The sequence below is a fragment of the Streptomyces phyllanthi genome (assembly GCF_009377205.1).
In the GTDB taxonomy this organism is placed as follows: domain Bacteria; phylum Actinomycetota; class Actinomycetes; order Streptomycetales; family Streptomycetaceae; genus Streptomyces; species Streptomyces phyllanthi.
The window spans coordinates 1-22,485 of record NZ_VJZE01000010.1 but is presented as its reverse complement, the minus strand read 5'-3'; the positions used below and the strand labels follow the sequence as shown (position 1 = coordinate 22,485).

Below are 22,485 nucleotides of genomic sequence, written 5' to 3'. Positions count from 1 at the left end.
ACAGAAGGCCACAGACGCTGAGGAGCACCGATGGACGCCTCCGACACATGGACGAGACAGCACCTCGCGGCGTCTGAAGAGCGATTGCCGTCCCGACCCGCCCGCCGGGAAACGCGATTCCGACACCCGTTGCTGCGGCCGGTCGGGCTGGCCGCCGCCGCGGCCATGATTCTGCTCACGCTGTGGGCCCTCCTTGCCGCCGACAGGGTCCCCGAGCAACGCGAGAGCCGTACCAGGGCTCGTACGCCTGTGATACTCGATGACCGCATCCCGGGCGTGAAAGCGGAGGCACGCTGGTTCCGTCGCTACGACGAGGTCGGTGACCGGAACTTCGAGGTGCTGTTCGTGGAACCGGCCCGGCCGACGGCCGAGCCGCCGCCCGGCCTCAGCCGCTGGCCCGCCCCCGGCGAAGCGTTCGTCTCCCCGGCGCTGCTCGCGGCCGATCCGGCGGTCCGTACGCGCTACGGCCGACTGGCCGGCGAGATCGGACCACAGGGGCTCGCCGACGCCGACGAATGGCTGGTGTACGCACGCTCGCCGTCCGCCGACGCCCTCGTCGGCGTCCGGGGCTCCGCCGTGACCGGCTTCGCGACTCCCGTGACGCCGCCCACTCCTGACGGAATATTCGATACCACCGCCCGCGGCATCACCCGGGAGATGCGCGCGCTCATCGGGGTGACCGTTCTTCCTGCCTCGCTCGTGTTCTTGATCATGGCTGCGCTGTCCCACCGACCGTCGACAGCCGGTCTCCGCGCATCAGTAAAGTCCGCCTTCGGCCCGGTCGCGTGCGGTGTCCTGACCGCCACGGCTGCTGCTGCGGCGAGCACTGTCACAGACACTCGTCTGCCCATCGCCAATGCCATCCTGCACGCCGAGGACCTCGCCCCCCTGCGCCCGTGGCTGGTTCTACTCGCTCTGGGTACGGCGCTGGTCGCCCTTACCGTCGTCGCCCTGCTGTCCGCCGTGGGCCCGCGGACCACTCGCGGCCACGACCGCCACGACTCGCCGCCGGGTCTGCGGCCCGGCGGCGCCTCTGCCCTTCCGCCAGGCCACGACGCCAGACGCCGTGCAGCGCGCCTGCTCTGGTTCGCCGGCACAACCGTAACCATCGCCGCGACCGCCGTCAGCCTGAGCGGACCGGTCGGGGAGGTCGTCTTCTTCACTGCAGTCGCCGCCACCTGGATCACGGCCGCACTGATCCTGCAACCTGCCGTCACCCTGCTCGCGGGCCTGCTCAGCCGTAAGGGCAAGGCCCTCAGCTCCGCCCGCCTTGATGCGGCCGGGCGGCTGCTTGCGCGCCCGCTGCGCGTTCCCGTTACCGTAACCGCTGGCGTTGTCGTACTGGGTGTGGGACTGCTGGCGCACGTCCAGGTGTGGCAGACACCGCGAGCCCAGGCCCTGGAAGCTGCCCGGGCCACGCAACACATGGTTGGGTCCCGGCTACTGATGGTCTCCACATCCGTTGCCGCCGACACCTGGGAACTGGACCGCTTCCGGGCCGCGCTCCCCAATGACGTGGAGATCCTCCCGATCGTGGACGACGCCACCGGCGACAGCTCCGTCCTGCACGGAACCTGCTCTGCTCTGGCCGCCCTCGGCCCCCTCTCCGAAGGCTGTCCTGGAAAGCCGGACGACCTTGGATCCGCCTTCAAGCGGAACGCGGCTTCGATGGGCACTCAGGATGCCCTTCGCTGGTTCATGCGGCCGACGGACGAGGTCATGGCCGACCGGGAGGTGCAGCGGATCACCGCCAGGCGCTTCCTGATCCTCAGCCCTCCGGGAGCCGCCCAGCCAGAGGAGGTCAGGCGTGCGGCCTACGCGTTCTTGCCCGCGCCCATGGTCGAGAGGCCTGGTGACCTGTGGATCGACAGTGCCCGGCCGGCGGTGCAGCGCCGGGCATGGATGGGGCTGCTCGGACTGATCGCTTTGATGTTGCTGGTGACGGCCGGCCTGGTGCGGGCCGCAGCAAGGCCCCGATCCTCGACCTTCACAGCGCGTGTCCCCGTCGCGGCACTGTCCCTTGCCCTGACTCTCCCACTGGCCTTGGCCAGTGCCTTTGCCGCACTGCTCGCTGGCTGGCTCGGCTCTCTACACGGCCGACTGAAGCCCTCCGAGGGCCTCGTCCCGGAGTTTCTCCCACTGTGTGTCAGCCTGACCACGCTGGTCACCATCCTGGTGGCGCTCATGGCCGGCGCGACAGGCATACGACGAGCCCGGCGGCCCACCCGCTGCACCAGCTCGGATGATGCTGCGGGCGGTGCCCAGGGTCGTGCTGGAGAGGCACTCGCGTGACCGTGCCAGGCCGTGTCCGACAAAGATCAGATCGTGGCGGCCGGCTCCCCCAGGGACGTGGGGTTTGGCTGCGTGGGAAGGTCATGCATGTGATCAACCAGAATGGCGGCTCGGGCTGCGAATTCGTACTCATGGACGGATTGAGCCCTTCGGACATGGTGCCGCGCGCAGCTTCTTCGCCTCCGCCAGGACGCACCGGGGCGACGCCCACAGCGCCCTGACGGGCCGCACGGTGTGCCGCTGCGGGGCATGCGCGACGAAGCGCGAGGTGAGGAGCCTGCCCATGAACTCGGCGAACGGTAGGGACGGCTCGGGTTCCCAGTAGGGACCGCTGAACCGGGCCATGGGCTCGACGGCGACCAGGTCGTTCCCCTGCCAGGCCGGCCGTATCGAGGGGACGACGCCCAGCCAGGGGATGCGACTGCGGTCGCTGAACCAGCGAGAACTGACTCCGTAGGCGCTCATCCGCTAGGTGCGGGCGCGGATTTCAGCGCCGGTGAGGGGCCGCTCAACAGCTGTTCGGTCTGCCGCGCCTTCGTGGTGTGATGCTGGGCGCGGTACAGGGCGGCGGCTTCCTGCCAGCTGCGGCGGGCGTCGGCGTCCTGTCCCAGTTCCCGGTACACCGCCCCGAGCTTGACCAGCGTGTCCGCGACCTGCGCGGAGTTGTCGGTCTCCCGGCACAGACGGAGTGCCTGCCGGTAGTGCTCCTGAGCCTCGCCGTACCGGCCGGCCTGCCGTGCGATGTAGGCCAGGCTGTCCAGGGCGGACGCCTCGCCGATGAGGTAGTCCGCCGCGCGGAACAGGGCGAGCGCCGCCGTGCAGTGGTCGTGGGCGAGTTCCATCTTGCCCAGCAAAGCGTTGTACCAGCCCACTGCGTTGACGGCGTTGGCCTGCCAGACCGGATTGTCCAGGGTCCGGTAGAGACGCAGCGCGGCCTCCGCGTGCCGGAGAGCCTGCCGGGGGGAGTCCTGATGCATCCGGATCCTGGCCAGGGTCCGGTGGGCATGAGCCTGGCCTGCCGGGTCGCCGATCTGCTCGAACAGCGCGAGAGCCTGCCGAAGGTGCTCCACGGCCAGGATGTGCTCGCCCCGTTCGGTGCGGGTGCGGCCGAGCAGCCAGTGCGCGGTGGCCCGGGCCTTGGGGTCCTGCATTGTCTCCGCGGCGGTGAGGGCGGTGGTCCAGACAGCGATTCCGTCCCGGACGTACCCTCTCTGCCGCTGGAAGGCGTCCAGCGTCCACGCCAGCTGCCACGCCTGGCGGTGCAGGCCGTTCTCCAGGGCCCGTGCCTGCACCGCGAGCAGGCACGGGCCCTCCTTGTCGAACCACGACATCGCCTCGTCCACGGCCGGCGGGAGGGCCATGGCGCCGGCGGCCGGCGGATCCAGCGCGACCGGGTCACGGTGGGGGTGCAGCAGCCGATCGGCGGCATGAGCGGTGTGCAGGTAGGAGTCGACCAGGCGGCGCAGCGCGGCCGAGCGCGTGCCGGCGGGCTGCCGCTGCGCACATTCGACGGCGTACAGACGCACCAGGTCGTGCATCCGGTATCGGCCGGGCGCGTGCTGGTGGAGGAGATGGACCTCCTCCAGACGGCGCAGCAGCCCCCGTGTGCGGGACGGGCCGACCCCGCCGAGGCCGGCTGCGGCCAGCAGGCTCATGTCCGGCATCGGGGCCAGCCCCAGCAGGGTGAAGATCTGTGCGGTCCTGTCGTCCAGGGCGCGGAGGGATGTTTCGAAGACCGCGCGCACGTCGGTGGTGAGGTCCCCGGTACTCAGCGCGTCGAGCCTGTCCGCGGCGTCCTCCAGCTCCGCCGCCAAGGCGTACAGCGGCAGACCTGGCCGGGCGGCCGCCCTGGCGGCGACGATCCCCAGAGCCAGGGGAAGCCCGGCGCAACGCCGGACCAGCGCCTCCACCGCGTCCGGCTCGGCCGTCGGCCGGTCCGGCCCCAGGGTCCGGGTGAGGACCTCACGGGCCGCACCGTCGGGGAGCACCTCGAGACCCACCGGATGTGAACGGTGACTGGCCAGCAGGGACACGAGGTCGCTGCGGCTCGTGACCAAGGCCAGGCAACTGCTGCTGCCCGGCAGCAGAGGCCGGACCTGGTCGGCGTCACGGGCGTTGTCCAGCAGGACGAGCATGCGCCGGCCGGCGATCAGGGAGCGGTAGAGGCCTGTGCGGGCGTCCAGGTCGGCCGGCACCTCCTCGGGAGGAACACCGAGGGCGTCGAGGAAGCCATGGAGCGCTGCCGAAGCCGTGAGGGGAGCTGCGGTCGCGTCGAATCCGCGCAGATTGACGAAGAGCTGCCCCTCCGGGAACTCGTCGGCGTGCCGATGCGCCCAGTACAGCGCCAGCAACGTCTTGCCGATGCCGCCCACCCCCGTGACGACGCCGATCGTGAGCCCGCCGTCCTCTTCGGCCGATCCGCTCAGCAGGCGGTCGAGGGCGGCGAGTTCACGGCCCCGGCCGACCGGGGCGGCCGGACGGGGCGGCAGCTGCTGGGGAGTCGGCCTCGAGGGGCCGCCTTCCCCGTGTGCCGCCACCACTCGGTCCGGTATCCCGCCCAGGGCGGGATCGGCGTCGAGTATCCGCCGGTGCAGGTCCCGTATCGCCGGGCCGGGATCGGTGCCCAACTCGTCGGCCAGGCGGTGTCTGAGGCGTTCGTAGTGGTCCAGCGCACCGGCCGGCCGCCCGCACCGGTACAGCGCCAGCATCAACTGGCCCGCGACCCGCTCGTCGAACGGCTGGTGTTCGGCCAGGACCGTGCATTCGGCGGCCGCCTGGTCGTATTGGCCCAGCGACAGTCTGCGGTCCACCAGGTCCAGCCTGACCGCCAGCCGCTCGGCCTCGAGCATGTCGCGTTGGCCGTTGAACCACGCGGTGTCCGTACCGGCGAACGCTTCGCCGCGCCACAGCGCCAGCGCTTCCTCCTGCAGCCGGACCGCGTCCTCGACGCGCTCCGCCGAACGGGCCAAGTGGACACACTCACGGAACCTCAGCACGTCCACCGCGTTCGGTGCCACCTCGAGCCGGTACCCGCCCCGCGCCCGCGCCAGGTCCGCGGCGGCACCGGCCCCGGCCAGCGCCTGCCGCAGCCGGGAGACGTACCCGTAGAGGGTCTCCCGGGCACGCTGTGGTGCGCTCTCTCCCCACAGGCGGTCGACCAGCGTGTCCGTGGGGACCACGCGGCCGGCGTCCATGAGCAGGGCCGCCAGCACGAGTCTCTGACGCGCGTGCCCCACGTCGACGGGCTCCTGCCCCCGCCACACCTCGACGGTGCCCAGCAGGCCGAACAGAACTGCCATCAGCGCCCCCTGGGGTGATCACGTCGCTCCTAAAGATCTGTCCGGCGCCGCCCCCGGTCCAAGGCCGATTCAAGACTTTCCGCAAGGTTTCTCAAGGCCGCGCCGCCACCGTGGAAGGCGCCCGACAGGGGGCCTCGTCACTCCACAACACGCAAACCTCCCAAGGGGGTTACATGAAGAAGACAAGACTGCTGGCGGTGCTGCTCGGCGCGGCGATGGCGCTGGCTGGCGCCGTCGTCCCGTCGTCCACCGCCACCGCGGCAGCACCGCGGGCGGGCGCCGCCTGTATCGGCGACGACGGGGGCACGCACAAGGTCCAGGTCCTCTACGTGCGTTCGCCTGCAGGCGCCGACCGTTATGCCGAGATGGCGGACAAGTTCGGAGGGATGGCCAACGAGATAGGCAACGTCGTCAACAAGTCGGCGCTGAAGACGGGCGGGGAGCTGTACGTCCGCTATGTCCGGAACAGCGACTGCGCCGTCAACATCGGCAACGTGGTCGTTTCATCCACCACCAACATCATGGACTTCGACGCCGTGGTGCGGGACCTGGAATCGAAGGGATACAACCGAGCCGACCGCAAGTATCTGATCTTCGCGCAGACAGCTGCCTTCTGCGGTCTGGCCGCCCACGGAACGTTCGATTCCGGACCCTCGTACGCCATGGTCGGCTCGGGCTGCTGGTCCTGGAACGCGGCCGGACACGAACTGCTGCACACGCTGGGCGCCGTGAACCCGAACGCACCCCACGGCACGCCCGGGGGCCACTGCTGGGACGACCCGGACATCATGTGCTACGACGACGACGACAAGCCCGCCACGTATCCGCTGCAAGACCTGTGCCCCAAGGCGTTCGGGGACGACATCGACTGCAACAGCGACGACTACTTCAGCGCCAATCCCCCCGCAGGCACCTGGCTGGCGAACAACCCCAGGTCGAACGTCGCCAAAAGCCCCTTCCTGACCGCCCTTACGAAGTACCACGTGATCTACACCGGGGAGAAGGCCGTCACCACCGCGCGGGCCGGGGCGACCGCGTACGTGACCAAGTACCAGTCGGAGATCGGCTGGACCGCGAAGGCGAAGATCGTGACGAGCTCGAGCAGCCCGTTCTACTCGTCCGTGCTCGCGGTGCGCACCAGCGCCGGTACCCGGTACGTGCCGCCGGCCGGGGTCCCCCGTGGTTCGGCTGCCCACGTCACCATCGACATGGACACCGTGCTCGACGTCAAACTCTGTGAGGGCAACGCCACTGCGAAGAGCGGATGCACCGCCACCTGGTGGTGACCGCCCGGCCCGACAGCTCCGGCCGACCGGAGACCGGCAATGCTCTCCAGGTCCACGCCGACCCGCCCCCACAGGTGCAAGGCCTGCCCGGCGCTCAGATTCCGAGCCCCATCCCGTCGCTGTACGGGGTGGGGCTCGTGCGTCGTGGGCTGACGAGTGTGTCTTGTCGGCCAAGCATCTTCGGCCTGTTCCGGCTGCTGGGCTACCCGTCCTCCCCGCGCCTCGCGGACGCCGGGCACACCCTGTTCTACCGCGCCGACCCGGCAGCCGACTACGGCCCGCGCAACCCGCTCACCACCGGCCGCATCCGCACGCGCACCATCCCGACCCGCGGTGGAGCAGGGCCCCGGTGGCATCCCTCCTCATTGTGACCACCGTTCGTCCAGGACGTCGTCCGCCGACGCGTTGCCTTCGGCGTCCACGGCCCGGGAGATCCGCTGCCTGTGGAGGAGTTGGCGGCCGAGTTCGAGGTGTCCGCTGCCCGCATCGTCGAACCGCTCTGGCCTTTTCCCCCTCTACTCAGCTAGACATTCTGCGAGCCCACACTGACCAGTGGGTTCTCAGGGATCCGATCGCTCAGGGGGAAACACACCCATGACCATGTATCACCAGAAACCGATACATCCCAGGCGTCTCAGACTCGTCGGTGCCGCGGTGACCGCGCTCGTCCTCGCGGCGACGGGGATGGCGACACAGGCGATGGCCGGGCAGGACACGGCGCGAAAGCCACAGTCGGCCAAGACGCCGCCGCCCGTGCCGACGCTCACCTGGTCCGACTGTCAGGGCGGCTTCGAGTGCGCCAACGCCGATGTTCCGCTGGACTACCGGGAGCCGCAGGGCCGCACGATCACGCTCGCGGTGGTCCGCAAGAAGGCGGCCGACCCGGCGAAGCGCAAGGGCACGCTCTTCATGCAGCCCGGCGGACCCGGCAACTCCGGCGTGGACTTCGTCCGCAACAACTACGAGGACCTGCCGGCCGCACTGCGCGACTCGTTCGATGTCTTCGGCTACGACGTCCGCGGTGTCGGCCGCAGTTCGGCGCTCACCTGCTTCGACGACGCCCGCTACACCAAGGCCGTCACCGACGCGAAGGGTGTTCCCGGCCCCGACGCCTTCGGCGCGGCGGTGCGCGAGGCGGCCGAGTTCAACCAGGCCTGCCTCGACAACTCGGGCCAGATGCTGCCGTACGTCGGCACCGAGTACGTCGCCCGTGACATCGACCTGCTCCGGCAGGCGCTCGGCGAGGAGCAACTGACCTACTACGGGCGGTCGTTCGGCTCGTACATCGGCACCGTCTACGCGGCGATGTTCCCGAAGCGGGTGCGGGCGCTGTCGCTCGACGGGGCGTACGACCCGTACAAGTACGCCAACCGGCCCTACGCCTACGACCGGGCCCAGTACCTGGCGTTGGACGGCGCGATGAGCCGCTTCCTCGACTGGTGCGCCGCCGACCAGGTCACCTGCGGCTTCGGCGACGGCGACCCGCGCGGGGCGTTCGAGAAGCTGAAGAGCGACCTCGACGCGAACCCGGTGCCGACCGCGAACGGCGGGCAGGCAGGCGGCTACACCCTCGTCTACCGGCTGATGTTCAACATCAACGAGGGCAAGGTCATCTGGCCCTCGCTCGGCGCAGCGCTGAAGAAGGCGCAGCTGCGGGACAACACGTCGTTCCTGCTGCGGCCGCCGTCCCCGGCCTCCTACGACTTCCTCGGCCCGAACGTGGTCGTCGAGTGCGTTGACAAGGACTACCCGAAGAGCCTGCGCAAGCTGCAGCGGAACGTGACGGCCAACGCGAAGGACGCGCCGCTGCTGGGCCCGGCCATGGCGTACGGTCCGCCGACGTACGACCACCAGCACGCCACCGCGTGCGTGCAGTGGCCCGCCGAGAAGGCCAGCCGCTACGACGGCTCCTTCCGGGCGAGGGGTTCGGCGCCGATCCTGGTCATCGGCACCACCGGTGACCCGGATACCCCGTACCAGGACGCGGTCGCCCTCAGCCGGCAGCTGGACAACGCCTCGCTGCTGACCTTCCAGGCCGAGGGGCACACCGCCTTCGGCCGCAGCGCCTGCGCGACGGACGCGGTCGTCGGCTACCTGGTCGACCTGAAGGTGCCGGCCTCCGGCACGACCTGCGCCGACGAGACCCAGCCGCCGTCCACCACGCCGAAGACGGCCCCGCCCGGCACGACCCTGGGCGAACTCCGCAACGGCGTCAACGAGCGCGTGGAGCGCATCGGCGATGTGAGCTGACCGTTTCCGTGAACTGACCCCGTGAACTGACCGTTTCGGTGGCTTATCGGTTCCGTGCCTGATCGGCCGGCACGAACCCCGGGGCGCCCGCCCCCACACGGCGAGCGCCCCGGGATTTCGCACGTCCGCAGCACGTCGGACGGCACGGAAAGCGCGGTTCCTGTACATGGCATGAGCTGGACTTCGCCGGGGATCTTGGGGTTGCCGGAGTCAACAGCCCTTGGTTGACCAGGACTTCAGCCGGGGGATCTCGCGCTGATCAAGGTTGTTCTGACTCCGACCAGCTCGGTTCCGGCCTGCAGTTTTTCGGTGATCAGTGTGTCTTCGAGTATCCGGTCCTCTTGTTGGGCCGGTAGCTGGGGCCGTGTTCATGATGACCTGGCGGCCGGGGTTGCTCGGTCGGTCTGGCAGGGACTCGGTGACGACCGGGTTGGGGAAGAGCGGATGCCGGTCGCTGGGTGCCCTGTTGCTGATGATGATCAAGGACGGGCCTTGCCGCTCGGAGACGAACTCGTAGAGGTCGTCGGCCTGGGACGGGGCCAGCTGGCGCATGGCGAAGTCGTCGAGGACGAGCAGGTGGGGGCGGATGAGTTCGCGCATCCGCTTGTCCCAGGTGCGATCCGCGTGACCGCCGGCGAGTTCGGCCGGACGCCACAGGAGATGGTCCTCCTCCTGCGTTACTGTCACCGGGCGGATCGCCGTGGTCGCAGCGGCCCGCCGCAGAGCCGTAGTAGACCGAAGAACGCGCGGTCGGGTCACCCCGGCGCGCCGGACTGCACAGGGAGTTCCATGCTGACCAGGCTGTTCGCCGCCCGCCGGCTACGCAGAGCGGCGCGAGGGGTCTTCGGGTGGGACCAACTGCGCCCCGGCCAGCTCACTGCGATGAAGGCGGTCATGGCCCGCCGGGATGCCATCGTGGTCATGCCGACCGGATCGGGCAAGTCGGCCGTGTATCAGGTGCCGGGCACGCTGCTGCCCGGTCCGACGCTCGTGGTGTCTCCGCTGATCGCCCTCCAGCGGGACCAGGTCGCCGGGCTGCTGCGGAAAGGCGGCCAGACCGCGGTGGCGATCAACTCGTCGATGAGCCAGACGCAGAACGAGCGGGCTTGGGCGAGCGTGAGCCGCGGCGAAGCGCGGTTTCTGTTTCTGGCGCCGGAACAGCTGGCCAAGCAGGAGGTGCTGGAGCGGCTGAGCGCACTGAAGCCATCTCTGTTCGTCGTGGACGAGGCGCACTGCGTGTCGTCCTGGGGTCACGACTTCCGGCCCGACTACCTCAGACTTCGGCAGGCCGCGGAGAGCGTCGGGCGCCCTCCGATCCTCGCGCTCACCGCCAGCGCCGCGGCACCGGTGCGCGCCGACATCGTCGAACAGTTGGGCATGCGCAAGGTCCGGGAGGTGGCGGCGGGCTACGACCGGCCCAACATCCGCCTGGAGGTGACCCACTTCCTCGATGACGCAGCCAAGCGACGATCAGTGGTGGAACGGGCGGCTGCCGAGCCCAAGCCGGGCATCGTCTACGCCGCGACGCGCAAGGACGCCGAGACGTACGCTGCGGAGCTGGGCCGACTCGGCCTGGCTGCGGCCGCCTACCACGCAGGCACCCGGTCGGCCGAACGCGCCGCGGTGCACGACCGTTTCCTGGCCGGAGAGCTGGACGTGGTGGTGGCCACCTCGGCGTTCGGCATGGGGATCGACAAACCCGACGTGCGGTTCGTACTGCACGCTTCGGTGCCTGGCTCGCTTGACGCCTACTACCAGGAGATAGGCCGGGCGGGACGGGACGGTGCGGCGGCCCGGGCGATCCTGCATTACCGCAAAGAGGATCTCGGACTGCAGAAGTTCTTCTCCACCGGCCGCCCGGATCCGGACACGATCAAGATGGTCGCCGGCAGTGTGTGGGGGCACACGACAGCGGTGACACCCACAGAGCTCCAGCAGAAGACCGGTCTGTCCGCCGGCAGACTGACCGCGGTGCTCAATCTGCTGGAGCAGGCCGAGGCCGTCACCGTGGAGCACGGAAAGGTGTCCCGGGTGCCCGGTGCCGATCTGGGAGAGGCGGTCGATCAGGCCGTGAGGCGTGGTGCCGCGTACGAGAGACTGGAACGTTCGCGGGTCGAGATGATGCGCGGCCTGGCCGAGACCACCGGCTGCCGACGGCGTTTCCTGCTCGGTTACTTCGGTGAGCAGTTGCACACCCGGTGCGACAACTGTGACAGGTGCCTGCAGCAAGCGGGCGCCCGGGCCAGGGCCCTTCCGGACCTGCCGCGCCCACGCACCGCCTCGCCCGAAGGCCGCGACCACGCGTTCGCGCCCGGTGTCCGGGTCCGCCACCCCCAGTGGGGGGACGGCGAGGTCCTCAGCGAGGAGGAGCACCGAATCACCGTACTATTCGCCTCGGTCGGCTACCGCACCCTGTCGCTTCCGGTGATCCTGGAGAAGTCCCTGCTCACACCCATCCAGGAGTGACCAACGGCTGTGGGGCTCGCATTCCGTCGGTGCGCATCCCCTCGCCTGCACATCAGGGGGCAGGTCGGCCTGGACCGCTATCAGGTTCGGCACTGGACCGCCTGGCACCGACACGTCACCGTGGCCATGCTCGCCCTTTGCTCTCCTGGCCGTCGTCGCTGCCACCACGGCGCCGACCAGGCTCGCCGATCCCACCCGGCCGGTCCGTAACCTGACCCCCGATCGACCTGACCGTTGCGGAGATCCGGCACCTCATCAGCGGCCCGCTCGCCCCCGCCGCCCGCAGATGGGACCACCTACTCCGCTGGTCATGGCTTGGTGGGGATGCGGGCCCGGAGGAGTTCGAACGAGGCCCTGCCGTACATGGCTCGTTCGAGTGTCTTCACGCGGTTCACGTGGCCTTCGACAACCCGGAACTCCAGGGAAGGGTGAGTCCGGCGGTGACGGCGTCGAGGTCCTGCGAAACCCTTCATGGTTTCGGCGCGTCCTGCTCAGCCTGCCGGATCCAATCCAGCAGCAGGTATCCGCGCCGGTGACGGCCCAGATCGGCGAACTCCCCAGCGAGGTCGCAGCCTCGCCGTCGCCGGCGCCGCCAAGAGACGTGACGCGGGCCAGGAGGAGGAGGCGGGCGACACGCCGACGCGTACCCGAACCTCGCTCCTGGGGCGTCTCGCGCGCCGTGGATGGACGGCTGGAGCCGCCCTCGGCCTGGCCCTGGGGCTCTCGGTCTTCAATGCGAGCCCCGCGGCCGCGTACATCGGGCCGAACTTCCTGCGCAACTGGGAAACTGGGCGCTGCTGGACAGTGGCTGGCCCGGCGAGAGTGGAACGGGTGCGGTTTACACGAATCCCTGCCAGCAGGGCAACGACCACCAAACCTGGAACATCATTTACCTGTACCACGCGGATTGGGACGTCGTCCGGATCCAGAACAAGGCGACTGAACTATGCCTGTTCAGTTACGGACTCGGCATGTATGCCGGTCAGTGTAATGCTTCTGCTTATGGCGCGTGGTATGGCCAGGGGTCGGGTTGGGGCAAAGTTCGACTCATGAACTACGAGACGATCAATTGTTTGGACAGCAACTACAGCGGATCCGTATACGGCCACGCCTGTAACAACGGTGGCTACCAGCTTTGGAAGCTGGGCTACTGACGCAGCCTGATCTCAGGGGAGGGCCGCCACATATGGCCCCCCGATGGTGATCCTGCCGGGGAGTCCGTTACGCAATCTCGCGGTGGGCCCGGCTGGGAACGGACACGGCCACTGCGTGATCATCGGGGGTGTTCTTGCCTCAGAGTTCGCCCTTGTTGGGTGGGGCGGGGTTCAACCCCTCCCGGCGCACGGGTTCGCGTGGCCCACCCATGACGCAGCCGTTGTACGGCCACCTGGTGCGCCTGCCCCTTTCGAGGGATCCGGGAGCAGCGTACCTCGCAGGCAGCCACCTGCGTGCGGGCAACCCTGGTCAGGGGTAGGCAATAAGGGTGTCGAACGGCGATGGAATTTTCTTTGTTATCTTCTGGGCCGTCATCCTCTACTGGTGGTTTCGGGGACCGTCGCGTCGGCGTCGTATGCGCAGGAATGGATGGCATCGATGCGGGAGTTGCGACGGCAGGGGCAGGCAGTATTCCGGCAGCGATCCCACTGACTGGCGATATTGCTCTCTCTGCCACGGCTCGGGAAAGATCCCGAACCGACCAAGGCCAGGCCGCTTCACACCTTCAGCGGTCAGTCAGCAGGGTCCCGGAGGTCAGGTTCATGAGTCGCCGCCTTGGCGACGAGCGTCGCCAGGGCGCGGTTGAGTTTGATGAACCGGGACGGTAAGCAGCAGGACGGACAAGCCGTCACCTGCAGGAGTAGCCGAAGGGCAGCGGATCACCCGATCGTGTGGCCATGGTGCACGGCCGGTGACGGAGAGCCCCAGGTCGACACCGATCCCGGTGACGCCGGGACGGTGAACCCAGTCCACGGTTCCGGCCAGCCACTGGCCAAGCCGAAGCTGCCCACGCAGCTCGTCCCATGCCTCATTGAGGGAAGTCATCCCGTCATCCTGCTGCATGTTCCCTTGGCTCCTCCAATAGGCCCCAGATCAGTAGTGCGGAGAAACACCCGGTGCACCGCCTTCCCGGAGAACGACAACCGCAGGCAGAACAAATGGCACTTCACCAGCTCGCCCCGCAAACGGACCGCGACCTCGCCGAAGTCGACCTCGGCTTCGGCGCCGGCCAGGTGCGACTGCTCGATGAACACCTGTGCCGGGCCACGGCCGGCCTCGACCCGAATCTCCGGCTTCCGCTTGGCGACGTAGGCGCGCACGACCTGGTAGGACACGTCGTCCATCGCGTGCTCGTTGATCAACCGGCGATAGATCCGGACCACCGTGTGACGCTGCTTCCTCGGCGCATCCAGATCAGCCAGCAGCATCTGGTCGATCACCGGCTTGAACGGATCCAGCTTGGAACGGCGAGGCGCGTACGGTTCCCGAGGTTGCGGCCACGCCGAACTCAGCGCCTTCTGAACAGTCCGCCAGCCCACCCGGTACTTGCGCTCCAGCGCCCGGTTCGACATGCCCTCGCGAGCGTCACGCCGCAGCGCGGCATACAACTCGACCTTCGACTGACCAGGCGGCATCGGCGGTGCTCCTTCACTGAGCAGATTCACTTTGCCACCGCAACCCCGCGAGTGACACTACTTCTCACGAACAACTTCCCAGCTAACCAGCCGGTGACATCCACTCAGACGGACAACTGACAACCCACAAACGCCGTCAGAGCCATCCTTGCGAAAACCATTGGTGCCCGGCTTGCTCCGCTGATGGACTGACGTCCTACCGTGAGTCTGCCGCGTGACGGAGGTAGTGGTTGTGACAGGTTATGACGTGCTTGCCGAGGTGTACGAATGGCTCATTTCGGATGCAAAGTTGCCTCCAGCCGAATTCGCTGCGTCGTTCGACGACGTCCTCAATCTCCTGCCGTCGAACGCTCACGTCCTCGACTGTTCGTGCGGAACCGGACAGTTGGCGGTTGGCCTCGCCGGTCGTGGCATGCAGGTTGTCGCAACTGACGCCAGCGAGGCGATGGTTCGTCGGACTGCAGAGTTGTCTGAGGAGTTCGGGGCATCCGTCCGGGCCGTACGGGCGAACTGGGAAGAGTTGCCCGACCATTTCCAGGACAACACGTTCGACATGGTGTTCTGCGTTGGCAACTCGCTTCACCATGCCACGGGCGCGACAGGCAGGGGTGCTGCTCTGGAGTCGATGTCACGGCTTCTGCGCCCCGGCGGGCGCTTGGTACTCACATCCCGCACTTGGGAACTCGTGAGGGCCAGAGGTTCCCGGCTGGAGATCAGTGACCGACTCGTCCGCCGGAACGGTCGCGATGCCGTCGTGGTCTACCGCTGGGAGATTGCGCCGCATTGGGAGGAGGAGCACCACATCGAGATTGCGATCGCGCAAGTTGATGCGACCGGGTTGGTTCTTGTCCGCTCGGAACTGCTGTCCTGCTGGCCCTACCGGTACGAGGAACTCGAAGTCGAGCTGCACCGGGTCGGACTCCAGACGGAACTGAGCACGTTCGATCTTGAGGCCGAGAACTACATGGTGGTCGCGAGCAAGGTATAAACACCGGACTCTCAGTCTCTGGCCGGACCGCGCGGTTGCTCGCAGGACGCTTGCGCCCTCTCATCGGTGCGGGTTCAAGTGGTCAACGCAACGCCTCGGACGAAGAGTGCTCGTCGATCAGACGGCGGTAGATCCGGGGTGACGGTGTGGCGCTGTTTCCTGGTCGCGTCCAGATCAATGAGCAGGATCTCGTCGATCAGCAGCGTGAACGGATCCAGCTTCGACGGCCGCGCCGAAGCGGTTGTCGTGCGTGGCTGCGGCCAAGCCGAGGTCAGGGGCTTGTTGACCGTGCTCCAGGTGACGCCGTACTTGCACTGCAACGCCCGGTTCGACATGCCATCGCGGGAGTCGCGCCGCAGCGCGGCGTACAACTCGACCTTCGACTGGCCAGGCGGCATCGGGGGTGCTCCTTTACTGAGCACATCCAGCTTGACACGGCAACCCCGTTGGTGAGGTCAGAATTCGCGAACATCTTTCTGGGCCATCACCTGGTGCCGTCAGCTTTCACGAACAACTGACGTCACCAACTACCGACAGAACCACCTGACCGAGCTTCGCCTCGGCAAGCGTTCAATCGACCAGCGTCGGGAGGGACTTGGCGGGCACGTCCGGGACCAGGCCGCCGACGCAGTACGCCGACACCTGCCCGTCCTCGCAGTCGACCACGGCGAGCGGGCCATTCTCGAAGCGCGGGTCGACCGCGGCTGCCGACGGGGCGGCGTTCTTCTTCACCGCCTTCTTCGCGGCCGGGCGTCGCGACGTCGACGTCGGCCTGGTGGTGCTCGCAGCCGGTCGGGCGGGTGCCTTCGCTACGGTCGGCGCCGACGGATCCGGGGCCGTCGGGGTGGGCTCGGCTGTGAACGTGTCCGACACGGCGGGCTCGGGGGCCGCCTCACCATCGGAGGTGGGGAAGGCGGCTCTTGAACCTACCCCGCCGCCAACTGTGACGCTCATGGTGACCAACTAGGAGGTTGTGACCGCGCTTCCGTGACGGCTACGGCTGAATACGGATCCGGGCCCGCAACAGGGAGAAGGAGGCCCGGCCATACATCTGTCTCTTGATGGTCTTGATGCGGTTGAGGTGGCCTTCAACGATGCCGGAGTTGTAGGGCAGGGTCAGGCCGGCGGTGACGGCGGGGAGGTCTCGGCGAAGATAGTCAGCGAAGCAACCAATCGGGGCAGGACCGGTCACCTCGGCCTTCTGGATCCAGTCCTGCAGCAGGTGACCGCGGCGATGGCGGAGCATGTCGGTGAAGGCTCTGACGAGGTCGTCGGCGGTTGCGATGTCCGGGCAAGCGCAGCGAACGGTGTCCGGCGCGATCCTGTCCGCAGGGCTTAGGTTTTCCTGTCTGCGCATGATCCACGATGTGATCGTGCGCGGACTGGAGAGAGCGGTTCTAGCGGGGGCTGTGGTGCCGCGCCGCATAGCCAGAACGTACCGGTTCACCACGTGATAGCCGCCGGTGTAGCCGATCGCGAGCCGCTCCCGGTACAGCTTCATCGAGCTGGTGCAGCCGGACTTGAAGCGGTGCTGGAGGTAGGAGTGAAAGGGTCCGAGAACGCCTGGACCGCGATCGCGTGCGGAAGCGATGAGATCGTCCAGAGGGCTGTTGCGATAGCGTCGTACGGTCTTGCGGTCCAACCGAAGACGGCGGCCGATGGCGTTCAGCGATAAGCCGGTGGCAGCCAGCTCGTTGACCTCTGCGTGCCCCGCTGCCGGACACGGTCCAGCAGCGGGAACTCCGGATCTGCCGGGAGCATCTGCTGATCGGTGTCAGTCTCCGGCTGTGAGTGGAGGCAGCCGCGATGCTGTCGACAGGTCTTCTCCGCAGCTGCCGACAGGTTCTGCAGAAGGTGCCATCGATCGGCCACCTCGATGGCGTGGGGAGCAGCCATTTGAATGGCCTTGGTGAAAGCCATGAGTCGATCGCGGCAGACGATTTCGGCTCCGGGGTGTTCGAGGAGCCAGGCGGCGACCGTGCTGGTCTCCCGGTCGGGCAAGACATCCACCGGGATGGAGGTCTCGACATCGACGAGGACGGTTCCGTAGGTCCGCCCCCGGCGGAAAACGAACTCGTCGATGCTGAGTATCCGTGGTGCCCGCGCTGGCACGGGTGGGGATGCGAGTTGTCGCAGGAGTGAGCTTCGCCGGCCATGAAGTTGCAACTTCCGGCAAAGGCGCTGGCCCGGACGTCCGCCGAGTTGCACCGCGACCGCCCTCATGGCCGACCGCGCTGCAGTTGAAGAGCGGAGTCGTGGCTCGGTCAGGCCCGCCACCTGCTCCACGAATGTCCGACGTCGGCACTCGCCCTGATGGCAGAGAAGAACCGGCGCACGCGGAGACGCACAGCCATCTTCTGGCCGCCCAGGGGCAGGTCGGCTATGTGTCGCCAGTACCGACTGTGTACGCGCACGCCGAGGTGGTCGCACTGCGGGCATCTTCCGGGCGGGCCGCAAGCGGCGGCGTCGATCATCAAGTTCCCATCGACGAACGCCAACCGCCCCACCCTTAGCTGCACTCCAGAGAAGAGCAGCGCTTCAAGCGTGTTGACTTGCATGGACAAGTTGTCCCCAGCCAGAACGATCCTGCATGCACCGCCCGCGAGCCACGAGGTTACGAATCCGACAGGGATCGGAAGCAGGCCGCCGCGACGTCAAGCGCCTCGTTCAATGAAGTCACGTCACGCCGGAATGCGGCCAGCCACATGGTCACTCGGTAGTGGTCTTCGGAAAGAGGCGTGATCTTCACGAGGCCGGATTCCAGGTCGAACGGCTGTCGGCTCAGCATCAGGCTCCCCATGCTGATGTCCGGATAGAACACCCGCAGGTCAGGGTGTGCATGGGCCGCCTCAAGAAGCGGGCGGTCACGTAGATGCCAATCGCTGGAAAGGAGCTGTCGCCACTTGGTGGCAGCAGGGTCACCGTCCTCGAACGCCTGCGCCAGTTCGTCCCAGCTCATGAACGGGAATCGGTCGTGCAACTCCCGCAGACGGCCGCCCCGGCACCACAGGTCCGCCACCCCCACTGCCGCAACGAGATCGTTCGTCCAGCCCTCCGACCAGGCGAAAACACGGTGGAGACAGATCCGTACGTGGAACGTGTCCTCCGCGCGCAGGGACACGATCACCTTGCCACGATCTGTGCCCATCTCCGCGCCGATGTCCCAACCGGACACAGGCCGCAGCTGCCCCAAGTCCACGCCTTGAGCCAGTGCAATGAGCTCCATGCGCCGGACCAGATCCACAGACGACGCCGCATCAGGTGGGACTGCAGCCCGCCGCTCGCCCTCTTGGTCGCCTGTTGCCATGACCGCCCCCACGATGCCGATGATCCGGGACGACACGATATGCCGATCCGCGTCGCGATAGCTCAGGTCCGCTGGGAGGCGTAGCCGTCACGGAAGCGCGGTCACAACCAACTAGGACGCTCAGTCACAGATGCAGTAACGATGGGCGATCAATGCGCGAATCACTGTTGCGATCCAATGCGTGATTGGGGGTGGGGTGGCTAGTGGAGGTGAGCTCTGTGCCCACTGAGGACGAGCTGTTCAGTGCTGTCGATGCGCTGCTGGAGCAGGTCGCCCAGGATGATCCGCCGCCCCCTGAGCGCAAGCGACTGCGCGAGGCTGCCGGGCTCAGCCAGACCCAGGTGGCGAAGGCCACGGGAACCCGCCGGGAGGCGGTGGGGAACTGGGAGTCTGGCAGGACCGAGCCGCGTCCGCCGTAGCGCGCCGCCTACACCCGGCTGCTGGAAGGCCTCGCCGCACGTGGGTCAACCGCCGCTAGGTGCGAACCCGTAGAGTTCACGAAGTCTGGTGGCGATAGCCCTCGATGCGGCTTGCTCGGCCTCGAAGAATTCGCGGCGATGACTCGGGTCGCTTCCTGACTCGCGAGTCCAGTACATCGGGTAGGCGGCAGCTGTCAGATGCTCCACCGCCTTGATCACCGCGGGATGCAGCAGCAGTGCGGACTCATGACTGCACCTCGCGGTCGCATGCATGGCCGCTGCCCGCAGCTCCTGCCCGTCATCACTCTCACGCCAGTCCAGGCCTGCGGCTTCGGCTTTCGCCAGAGGGATGGCGATCGCGTTCACCCTGCTCAGAAGGTCATGAATGGCCGTGTGGACGGCGCGGAGCCCGTCACGTTCAAACGCCACTCGCTCCAGCTGAGCGGCTTGGCGACGTTCCGCGGTGCGAATGTCCTGCACGTTCTGCGCCGTCCAGTGGTTACGTAAAAGCTCAAGAAGGAAGCTCGCGATGAAGCCGAGGATAAGCGTGACCAGTGGCAGCAACACGTCGACCATGCCGCCAACCATCCCCGCTCCGGAACGAAGTGTCCACGGGCCAATAACAGCTCATTTCATTTGGCGTGTTCGATAGCCTGCCGGGGTGGGGATCGTTGAGCGGCTGGTGCCAGATGAGCTGTGGGAGTTGTTCCAGCGAGTGGTGCCGTCAGCGCCGACTCGTCCGCAGGGCGGAGGCCGACGTCGGCATGGGGACCGGGAGGTGTTGGCTGCCATCGTGTTCGTGGCCATCTCGGGCTGCACCTGGCAGCAGTTGCCGTCGGCCTCGTTCGGGCCGTCGGGAGCGACAGCTCACCGGCGCTTCACTGAGTGGTCGAAGGCCAGAGTGTGGGCGAAGCTCCACCGCCTGGTCCTCGACGAGCTCGGTGCCCGCGGCGAGCTGGACTGGTCCCGCTGCGCGATCGACTCCGTGAACGTGCGAGCCCTGAAAAGGGGGACCTGACAGGCCCGAATCCTGTGGACCGGGGCAAGTACGGCTCGAAGATCCACTTGATCACCGAGCGGACCGGTCTGTCACTGTCCGTCGGCATCTCCGGCGCGAACACGCACGACAGCCAGGCCCTCATCCCGCTGGTACAGGGCATACCGCCCATCCGATCCCGGCGCGGCCGACGGCGACGCAGGCCGGGCAAGCCCCACGGCGACAAGGGCTACGACTACAACCACTTGCGACGATGGTTACGCGGCCGCAGAATCACTCCCCGGATCGCACGCAAGGCACAGACTCCAGCCAGCGACTGGGCCGGCACCGCTGGACCATCGAACGCACCATGGCCTGGCTCGCCGGATGCCGACGCCTCCACCGCCGCTACGAACGTAAGGCCAGCCACTTCCTGGCCTTCACGGGCATCGCCTGCACCCTCATCTGCTACCGCAGACTCGCCCAAGCAGACGACTTCTAGGATGCATCGGCGTAGGCGAGATGAGCGCCGCAGACGGTGCAGCGGAAAAGCATGGCGGTCGCCCCCTCGCCCAGGTTGGCCAGGAAGTGCTCAAGCTGGTTTTCGTCGTGCCAGCCGTCGATGCGCATGTCGGCCCTCAGCTGGTCGAGGGCTTCGGGATGTGCCGCCAGCTCGGTGTACCCGATTTCGCCCACGAAGGCGGCCGCGTCCTGGCAGTGGACGAGCCAGTGCGGATCCTGCCAGGCGCGGAAGCCAGGGGTGCGGCGGGTGACCTCATGCAAGACGTCCTCGCTGACACCGTCGAACCCGTAGGAGTCAGTGATTTCACCCGCGAAGCGTTCAGCCGCGCTCCCGTCTGCGATGCACCACGGGCAGAAACGTGCGTTGACCTCGTGTGCGGTGTAGAAGGTGGCCGTGTAGATCCAGCCCGTGTTGCGCTTGCAGCAGGCGCACGTATCGGCGGCCGCGCGTATGGACCCGCTCGCGAGGGGGTCTGGGTGATAGCGAAAGAAGGGCAGGCCGGCACTCATCGCCGGTTCCCGATCCGCGCCCTGGTGGCCGTGCCTACTGATCCCATGGAGAGCAGTCTGTCCGCGAGCACATCCCCGATCAAGCGCGGCGTCGAACTCCTCCTGGCCCAGCCAATTGAGACAGCTTGTAACGCTATGGTCATGAACTCGCCCTCCCTACCAGGTTGCTATGGCCTGCATCGAGACCGTAGCGCCACGCACTGACATAGCCCATCCTGCGCAGGCGCGGGAAGCAGTACGAAGCCATGGCCCGGTACATGGTGGAGCAGGGACCATCTCCGCGGGTGTGGGGAGCAGTCGTGGTCGGCGGCCCGGGCGACGCTGTGTTCGGGACCATCCTCGCGGGTGTGGGGAGCAGACTAGCTGACCTGCGGCTTTATCGGCGCTGGAGTCGGTTTCTGAATACTTTTTTGATTCCGGCGAATCTCTGCTTAGCCGGAATCAGGAAACGCGCGGATCGCGACAGCCCGCGCCCGCAGGTACCCGGTTCGTGAAAGGACTTCTGTGAGACGGCCCCAGAGGAGACGGGGGAGAAGATGACGGCGAGGATCTGGCAGCCCGTGCCCGACGAACCGTGCGGCAGCACCGCCCGGCACCCCGCGCACCGTAACTGGCGCGTTGCCGAGTGCGGCGTCTGCCTGGGCATCCCCGCCGCCGGGGCCCGCCGCGCGGAGCCGCAGCCGTCATGACCTCACGCGAACTCGTCCCCGCCGCCGGGCCCGGCCCCGCCCCGGCCGTCCGGCGCCGACGCCGCGCCGAGCCGGGCCTCGTGTCGCCCGCCGGCGAGCGGATCTCGGCCTCGGCCGCCCACAAGCTCACCCACGCCGTCCCGCGCAGCTCCCGCAGCGCCCGGGCCAGCCGCTGGCGTTCCTACGCCCTGTGGTGCGCCACCTACGACTGGGCTGAGGACGAGCCCAACGCGGTGCTGTCCTACCTCTCCGACCTCGGCGACCGTGGACACCCGCGAGCTCCATCGAGGCCCACTTCAGCACCCTGCGCGCGATGCGCGCCATCCAGGACGCCCCGCTGACGGACAAGGGGGTCAAGACCTGCCAGCTCGTCATCCGCCACCGCGCCAGCGAGGAGGCCGACGACCCGCTGACCGAACCCGGCCCGCTCCAGGCCGACGCCGTCAACGCTGACGCCGTCAACCTGGACGAACTGCGCCTGATGCTGCGCACCCTGGACCGCACCACCGTGCGCGGCAAACGGGACGCCGCCGTCCTGCTCATCGCCTGGTGGATGGCCGCCCGCGCCAGCGCGCCCGCCCGCCTCAACCTGCACGACGCCAGGATCACCACCGTGCACATCGAGGACGAGCACGGCGGCACACGGCCCCACCAGGCTCTGGTCATCAAGATCCGCCGATCCAAGGCCGACCAGGCCGCGCGCGGGCAGGAGGTGCGCATCCTCGCCCCCGCCGACCAGGAACTGTGCCCCATCCACGCCCTGCGCATGGCTCGACGTCCTCGCCGACGACGGCCGGCTCACCCCCGGGCCCGCTGCTGCGCTGCATCGACCGGCACGGCAACATCGGCGC

19 protein-coding genes and 4 pseudogenes are annotated in these 22,485 nt (G+C 67.9%); 11 read left to right on the top strand and 12 right to left on the bottom strand.

The genetic code is table 11. The annotated features are described in order from the left end of the window. The first annotated feature begins 30 nt into the window (after positions 1-30). A complete protein-coding gene (locus FNH04_RS03315; RefSeq protein WP_152780119.1) occupies positions 31-2,292 on the top strand; it encodes a hypothetical protein in 2,262 nt (753 codons plus the stop codon). 129 nt (positions 2,293-2,421) lie between these two features. On the opposite strand, the gene FNH04_RS03310 is transcribed toward FNH04_RS03315, so the two are convergent. Beyond that, positions 2,422-2,757 (bottom strand): hypothetical protein, encoded by a 336-nt coding sequence (locus tag FNH04_RS03310; protein ID WP_152780117.1) that lies wholly within the window; start codon positions 2,755-2,757, stop codon positions 2,422-2,424. Beyond that, positions 2,754-5,591, bottom strand: a complete 2,838-nt coding sequence (locus FNH04_RS03305) for an AfsR/SARP family transcriptional regulator (protein ID WP_152780115.1) — start codon at positions 5,589-5,591, stop codon at positions 2,754-2,756. Before FNH04_RS03305 ends, FNH04_RS03310 begins: the two co-directional genes overlap by 4 nt. A 173-nt stretch (positions 5,592-5,764) precedes the next feature. On the opposite strand from FNH04_RS03305, the gene FNH04_RS03300 reads away from it, so the two are divergent. The 3 genes from FNH04_RS03300 to FNH04_RS03285 all read left to right on the top strand — a co-directional run bounded on the left by FNH04_RS03300 (position 5,765) and on the right by FNH04_RS03285 (position 9,127). Continuing rightward, the gene (locus FNH04_RS03300) at positions 5,765-6,877 is read left to right on the top strand and encodes a hypothetical protein (protein ID WP_152780113.1); all 1,113 of its coding nucleotides are present in this window, start codon (positions 5,765-5,767) and stop codon (positions 6,875-6,877) included. A gap of 158 nt (positions 6,878-7,035) precedes the next feature. Further along, complete coding sequence (locus FNH04_RS48890; RefSeq protein WP_152780111.1) at positions 7,036-7,248, top strand: Tn3 family transposase; 213 nt, start codon at positions 7,036-7,038, stop codon at positions 7,246-7,248. 223 nt (positions 7,249-7,471) lie between these two features. Further along, positions 7,472-9,127, top strand: a complete 1,656-nt coding sequence (locus tag FNH04_RS03285) for an alpha/beta hydrolase (protein WP_152780109.1) — start codon at positions 7,472-7,474, stop codon at positions 9,125-9,127. Between the two features lie 313 nt (positions 9,128-9,440). Here the strand turns inward: FNH04_RS03285 and FNH04_RS03280 are convergent. Continuing rightward, positions 9,441-9,772: pseudogene (locus FNH04_RS03280) on the bottom strand (ATP-binding protein); the annotation flags it as partial. 144 nt (positions 9,773-9,916) lie between these two features. Here FNH04_RS03280 and FNH04_RS03275 point away from each other — a divergent pair. Beyond that, complete coding sequence (locus FNH04_RS03275; RefSeq protein WP_152780107.1) at positions 9,917-11,593, top strand: RecQ family ATP-dependent DNA helicase; 1,677 nt, start codon at positions 9,917-9,919, stop codon at positions 11,591-11,593. 2,036 nt (positions 11,594-13,629) lie between these two features. On the opposite strand, the gene FNH04_RS03265 is transcribed toward FNH04_RS03275, so the two are convergent. Beyond that, a complete protein-coding gene (locus tag FNH04_RS03265; protein WP_152780103.1) occupies positions 13,630-14,223 on the bottom strand; it encodes a hypothetical protein in 594 nt (197 codons plus the stop codon). A 232-nt stretch (positions 14,224-14,455) separates the two neighbouring features. Here FNH04_RS03265 and FNH04_RS03260 point away from each other — a divergent pair, with 232 nt between their 5' ends. After that, on the top strand, positions 14,456-15,211 hold the full coding sequence (locus FNH04_RS03260) for a class I SAM-dependent methyltransferase (protein ID WP_055628205.1): 756 nt from the start codon (positions 14,456-14,458) through the stop codon (positions 15,209-15,211). A 74-nt stretch (positions 15,212-15,285) separates the two neighbouring features. Here the strand turns inward: FNH04_RS03260 and FNH04_RS03255 are convergent, their stop codons facing one another. From FNH04_RS03255 to FNH04_RS48885, 6 genes are all read right to left on the bottom strand, one after another. After that, a complete protein-coding gene (locus FNH04_RS03255; RefSeq protein ID WP_152780101.1) occupies positions 15,286-15,609 on the bottom strand; it encodes a hypothetical protein in 324 nt (107 codons plus the stop codon). Between the two features lie 172 nt (positions 15,610-15,781). Next, positions 15,782-15,943: a hypothetical protein gene (locus FNH04_RS49285; protein WP_386576024.1), complete on the bottom strand. Its 162-nt coding sequence runs from the start codon at positions 15,941-15,943 to the stop codon at positions 15,782-15,784. A gap of 262 nt (positions 15,944-16,205) precedes the next feature. Continuing rightward, positions 16,206-16,853 (bottom strand): transposase, encoded by a 648-nt coding sequence (locus FNH04_RS03245; protein WP_152780099.1) that lies wholly within the window; start codon positions 16,851-16,853, stop codon positions 16,206-16,208. Between the two features lie 23 nt (positions 16,854-16,876). Then, a complete protein-coding gene (locus FNH04_RS46330) occupies positions 16,877-17,323 on the bottom strand; it encodes a transposase (RefSeq protein ID WP_194236531.1) in 447 nt (148 codons plus the stop codon). A gap of 152 nt (positions 17,324-17,475) precedes the next feature. Continuing rightward, complete coding sequence (locus FNH04_RS49280) at positions 17,476-17,685, bottom strand: transposase family protein (RefSeq protein ID WP_228031067.1); 210 nt, start codon at positions 17,683-17,685, stop codon at positions 17,476-17,478. A 140-nt stretch (positions 17,686-17,825) separates the two neighbouring features. Further along, on the bottom strand, positions 17,826-18,554 hold the full coding sequence (locus FNH04_RS48885; protein WP_152780092.1) for a DUF6193 family natural product biosynthesis protein: 729 nt from the start codon (positions 18,552-18,554) through the stop codon (positions 17,826-17,828). A 182-nt stretch (positions 18,555-18,736) separates the two neighbouring features. On the opposite strand from FNH04_RS48885, the pseudogene FNH04_RS03225 reads away from it, so the two are divergent. Next, positions 18,737-18,934: pseudogene (locus FNH04_RS03225) on the top strand (helix-turn-helix domain-containing protein); the annotation flags it as partial. A 48-nt stretch (positions 18,935-18,982) separates the two neighbouring features. On the opposite strand, the gene FNH04_RS03220 reads toward FNH04_RS03225, so the two are convergent. Beyond that, positions 18,983-19,513, bottom strand: coding sequence for a hypothetical protein (locus FNH04_RS03220; RefSeq protein WP_152780090.1), 531 nt, complete (start codon positions 19,511-19,513; stop codon positions 18,983-18,985). Positions 19,514-19,604: 91 nt separating this feature from the next. Here FNH04_RS03220 and FNH04_RS03215 point away from each other — a divergent pair. Further along, positions 19,605-20,415: pseudogene (locus tag FNH04_RS03215) on the top strand (IS5 family transposase). Here the strand turns inward: FNH04_RS03215 and FNH04_RS03210 are convergent. Next, positions 20,412-20,945, bottom strand: coding sequence for a CbrC family protein (locus FNH04_RS03210; RefSeq protein WP_152780088.1), 534 nt, complete (start codon positions 20,943-20,945; stop codon positions 20,412-20,414). The pseudogene FNH04_RS03215 and the gene FNH04_RS03210 sit on opposite strands and share 4 nt — an antisense overlap. 536 nt (positions 20,946-21,481) lie before the next feature. Between FNH04_RS03210 and FNH04_RS46325 the strand changes: the two genes are divergently transcribed. The 3 genes and pseudogenes from FNH04_RS46325 to FNH04_RS03200 all read left to right on the top strand — a co-directional run. Beyond that, complete coding sequence (locus tag FNH04_RS46325) at positions 21,482-21,634, top strand: hypothetical protein (RefSeq protein ID WP_194236530.1); 153 nt, start codon at positions 21,482-21,484, stop codon at positions 21,632-21,634. After that, on the top strand, positions 21,631-21,975 hold the full coding sequence (locus FNH04_RS03205; protein WP_152780086.1) for a hypothetical protein: 345 nt from the start codon (positions 21,631-21,633) through the stop codon (positions 21,973-21,975). The genes FNH04_RS46325 and FNH04_RS03205 overlap by 4 nt, the downstream gene beginning before the upstream one ends. Continuing rightward, positions 21,948-22,485: pseudogene (locus FNH04_RS03200) on the top strand (hypothetical protein); the annotation flags it as partial. The gene FNH04_RS03205 and the pseudogene FNH04_RS03200, both read left to right, overlap by 28 nt.

Bases quoted from the DNA above. Each gene is read 5' to 3' on its own strand.
- FNH04_RS03315 (WP_152780119.1), top strand. From the start codon at position 31: ATGGACGCCTCCGACACATGGACGAGACAGCACCTCGCGGCGTCTGAA.
- FNH04_RS46325 (WP_194236530.1), top strand. From the start codon at position 21,482: ATGACGGCGAGGATCTGGCAGCCCGTGCCCGACGAACCGTGCGGCAGC.
- FNH04_RS03310 (WP_152780117.1), bottom strand. From the start codon at position 2,757: ATGAGCGCCTACGGAGTCAGTTCTCGCTGGTTCAGCGACCGCAGTCGC.
- FNH04_RS49280 (WP_228031067.1), bottom strand. From the start codon at position 17,685: ATGATCGACGCCGCCGCTTGCGGCCCGCCCGGAAGATGCCCGCAGTGC.
- FNH04_RS03305 (WP_152780115.1), bottom strand. From the start codon at position 5,591: ATGGCAGTTCTGTTCGGCCTGCTGGGCACCGTCGAGGTGTGGCGGGGG.
- FNH04_RS03220 (WP_152780090.1), bottom strand. From the start codon at position 19,513: ATGGTCGACGTGTTGCTGCCACTGGTCACGCTTATCCTCGGCTTCATC.
- FNH04_RS03265 (WP_152780103.1), bottom strand. From the start codon at position 14,223: ATGCCGCCTGGTCAGTCGAAGGTCGAGTTGTATGCCGCGCTGCGGCGT.
- FNH04_RS03285 (WP_152780109.1), top strand. From the start codon at position 7,472: ATGACCATGTATCACCAGAAACCGATACATCCCAGGCGTCTCAGACTC.
- FNH04_RS03255 (WP_152780101.1), bottom strand. From the start codon at position 15,609: ATGCCGCCTGGCCAGTCGAAGGTCGAGTTGTACGCCGCGCTGCGGCGC.
- FNH04_RS03205 (WP_152780086.1), top strand. From the start codon at position 21,631: ATGACCTCACGCGAACTCGTCCCCGCCGCCGGGCCCGGCCCCGCCCCG.
- FNH04_RS03300 (WP_152780113.1), top strand. From the start codon at position 5,765: ATGAAGAAGACAAGACTGCTGGCGGTGCTGCTCGGCGCGGCGATGGCG.
- FNH04_RS03275 (WP_152780107.1), top strand. From the start codon at position 9,917: ATGCTGACCAGGCTGTTCGCCGCCCGCCGGCTACGCAGAGCGGCGCGA.
- FNH04_RS03210 (WP_152780088.1), bottom strand. From the start codon at position 20,945: ATGAGTGCCGGCCTGCCCTTCTTTCGCTATCACCCAGACCCCCTCGCG.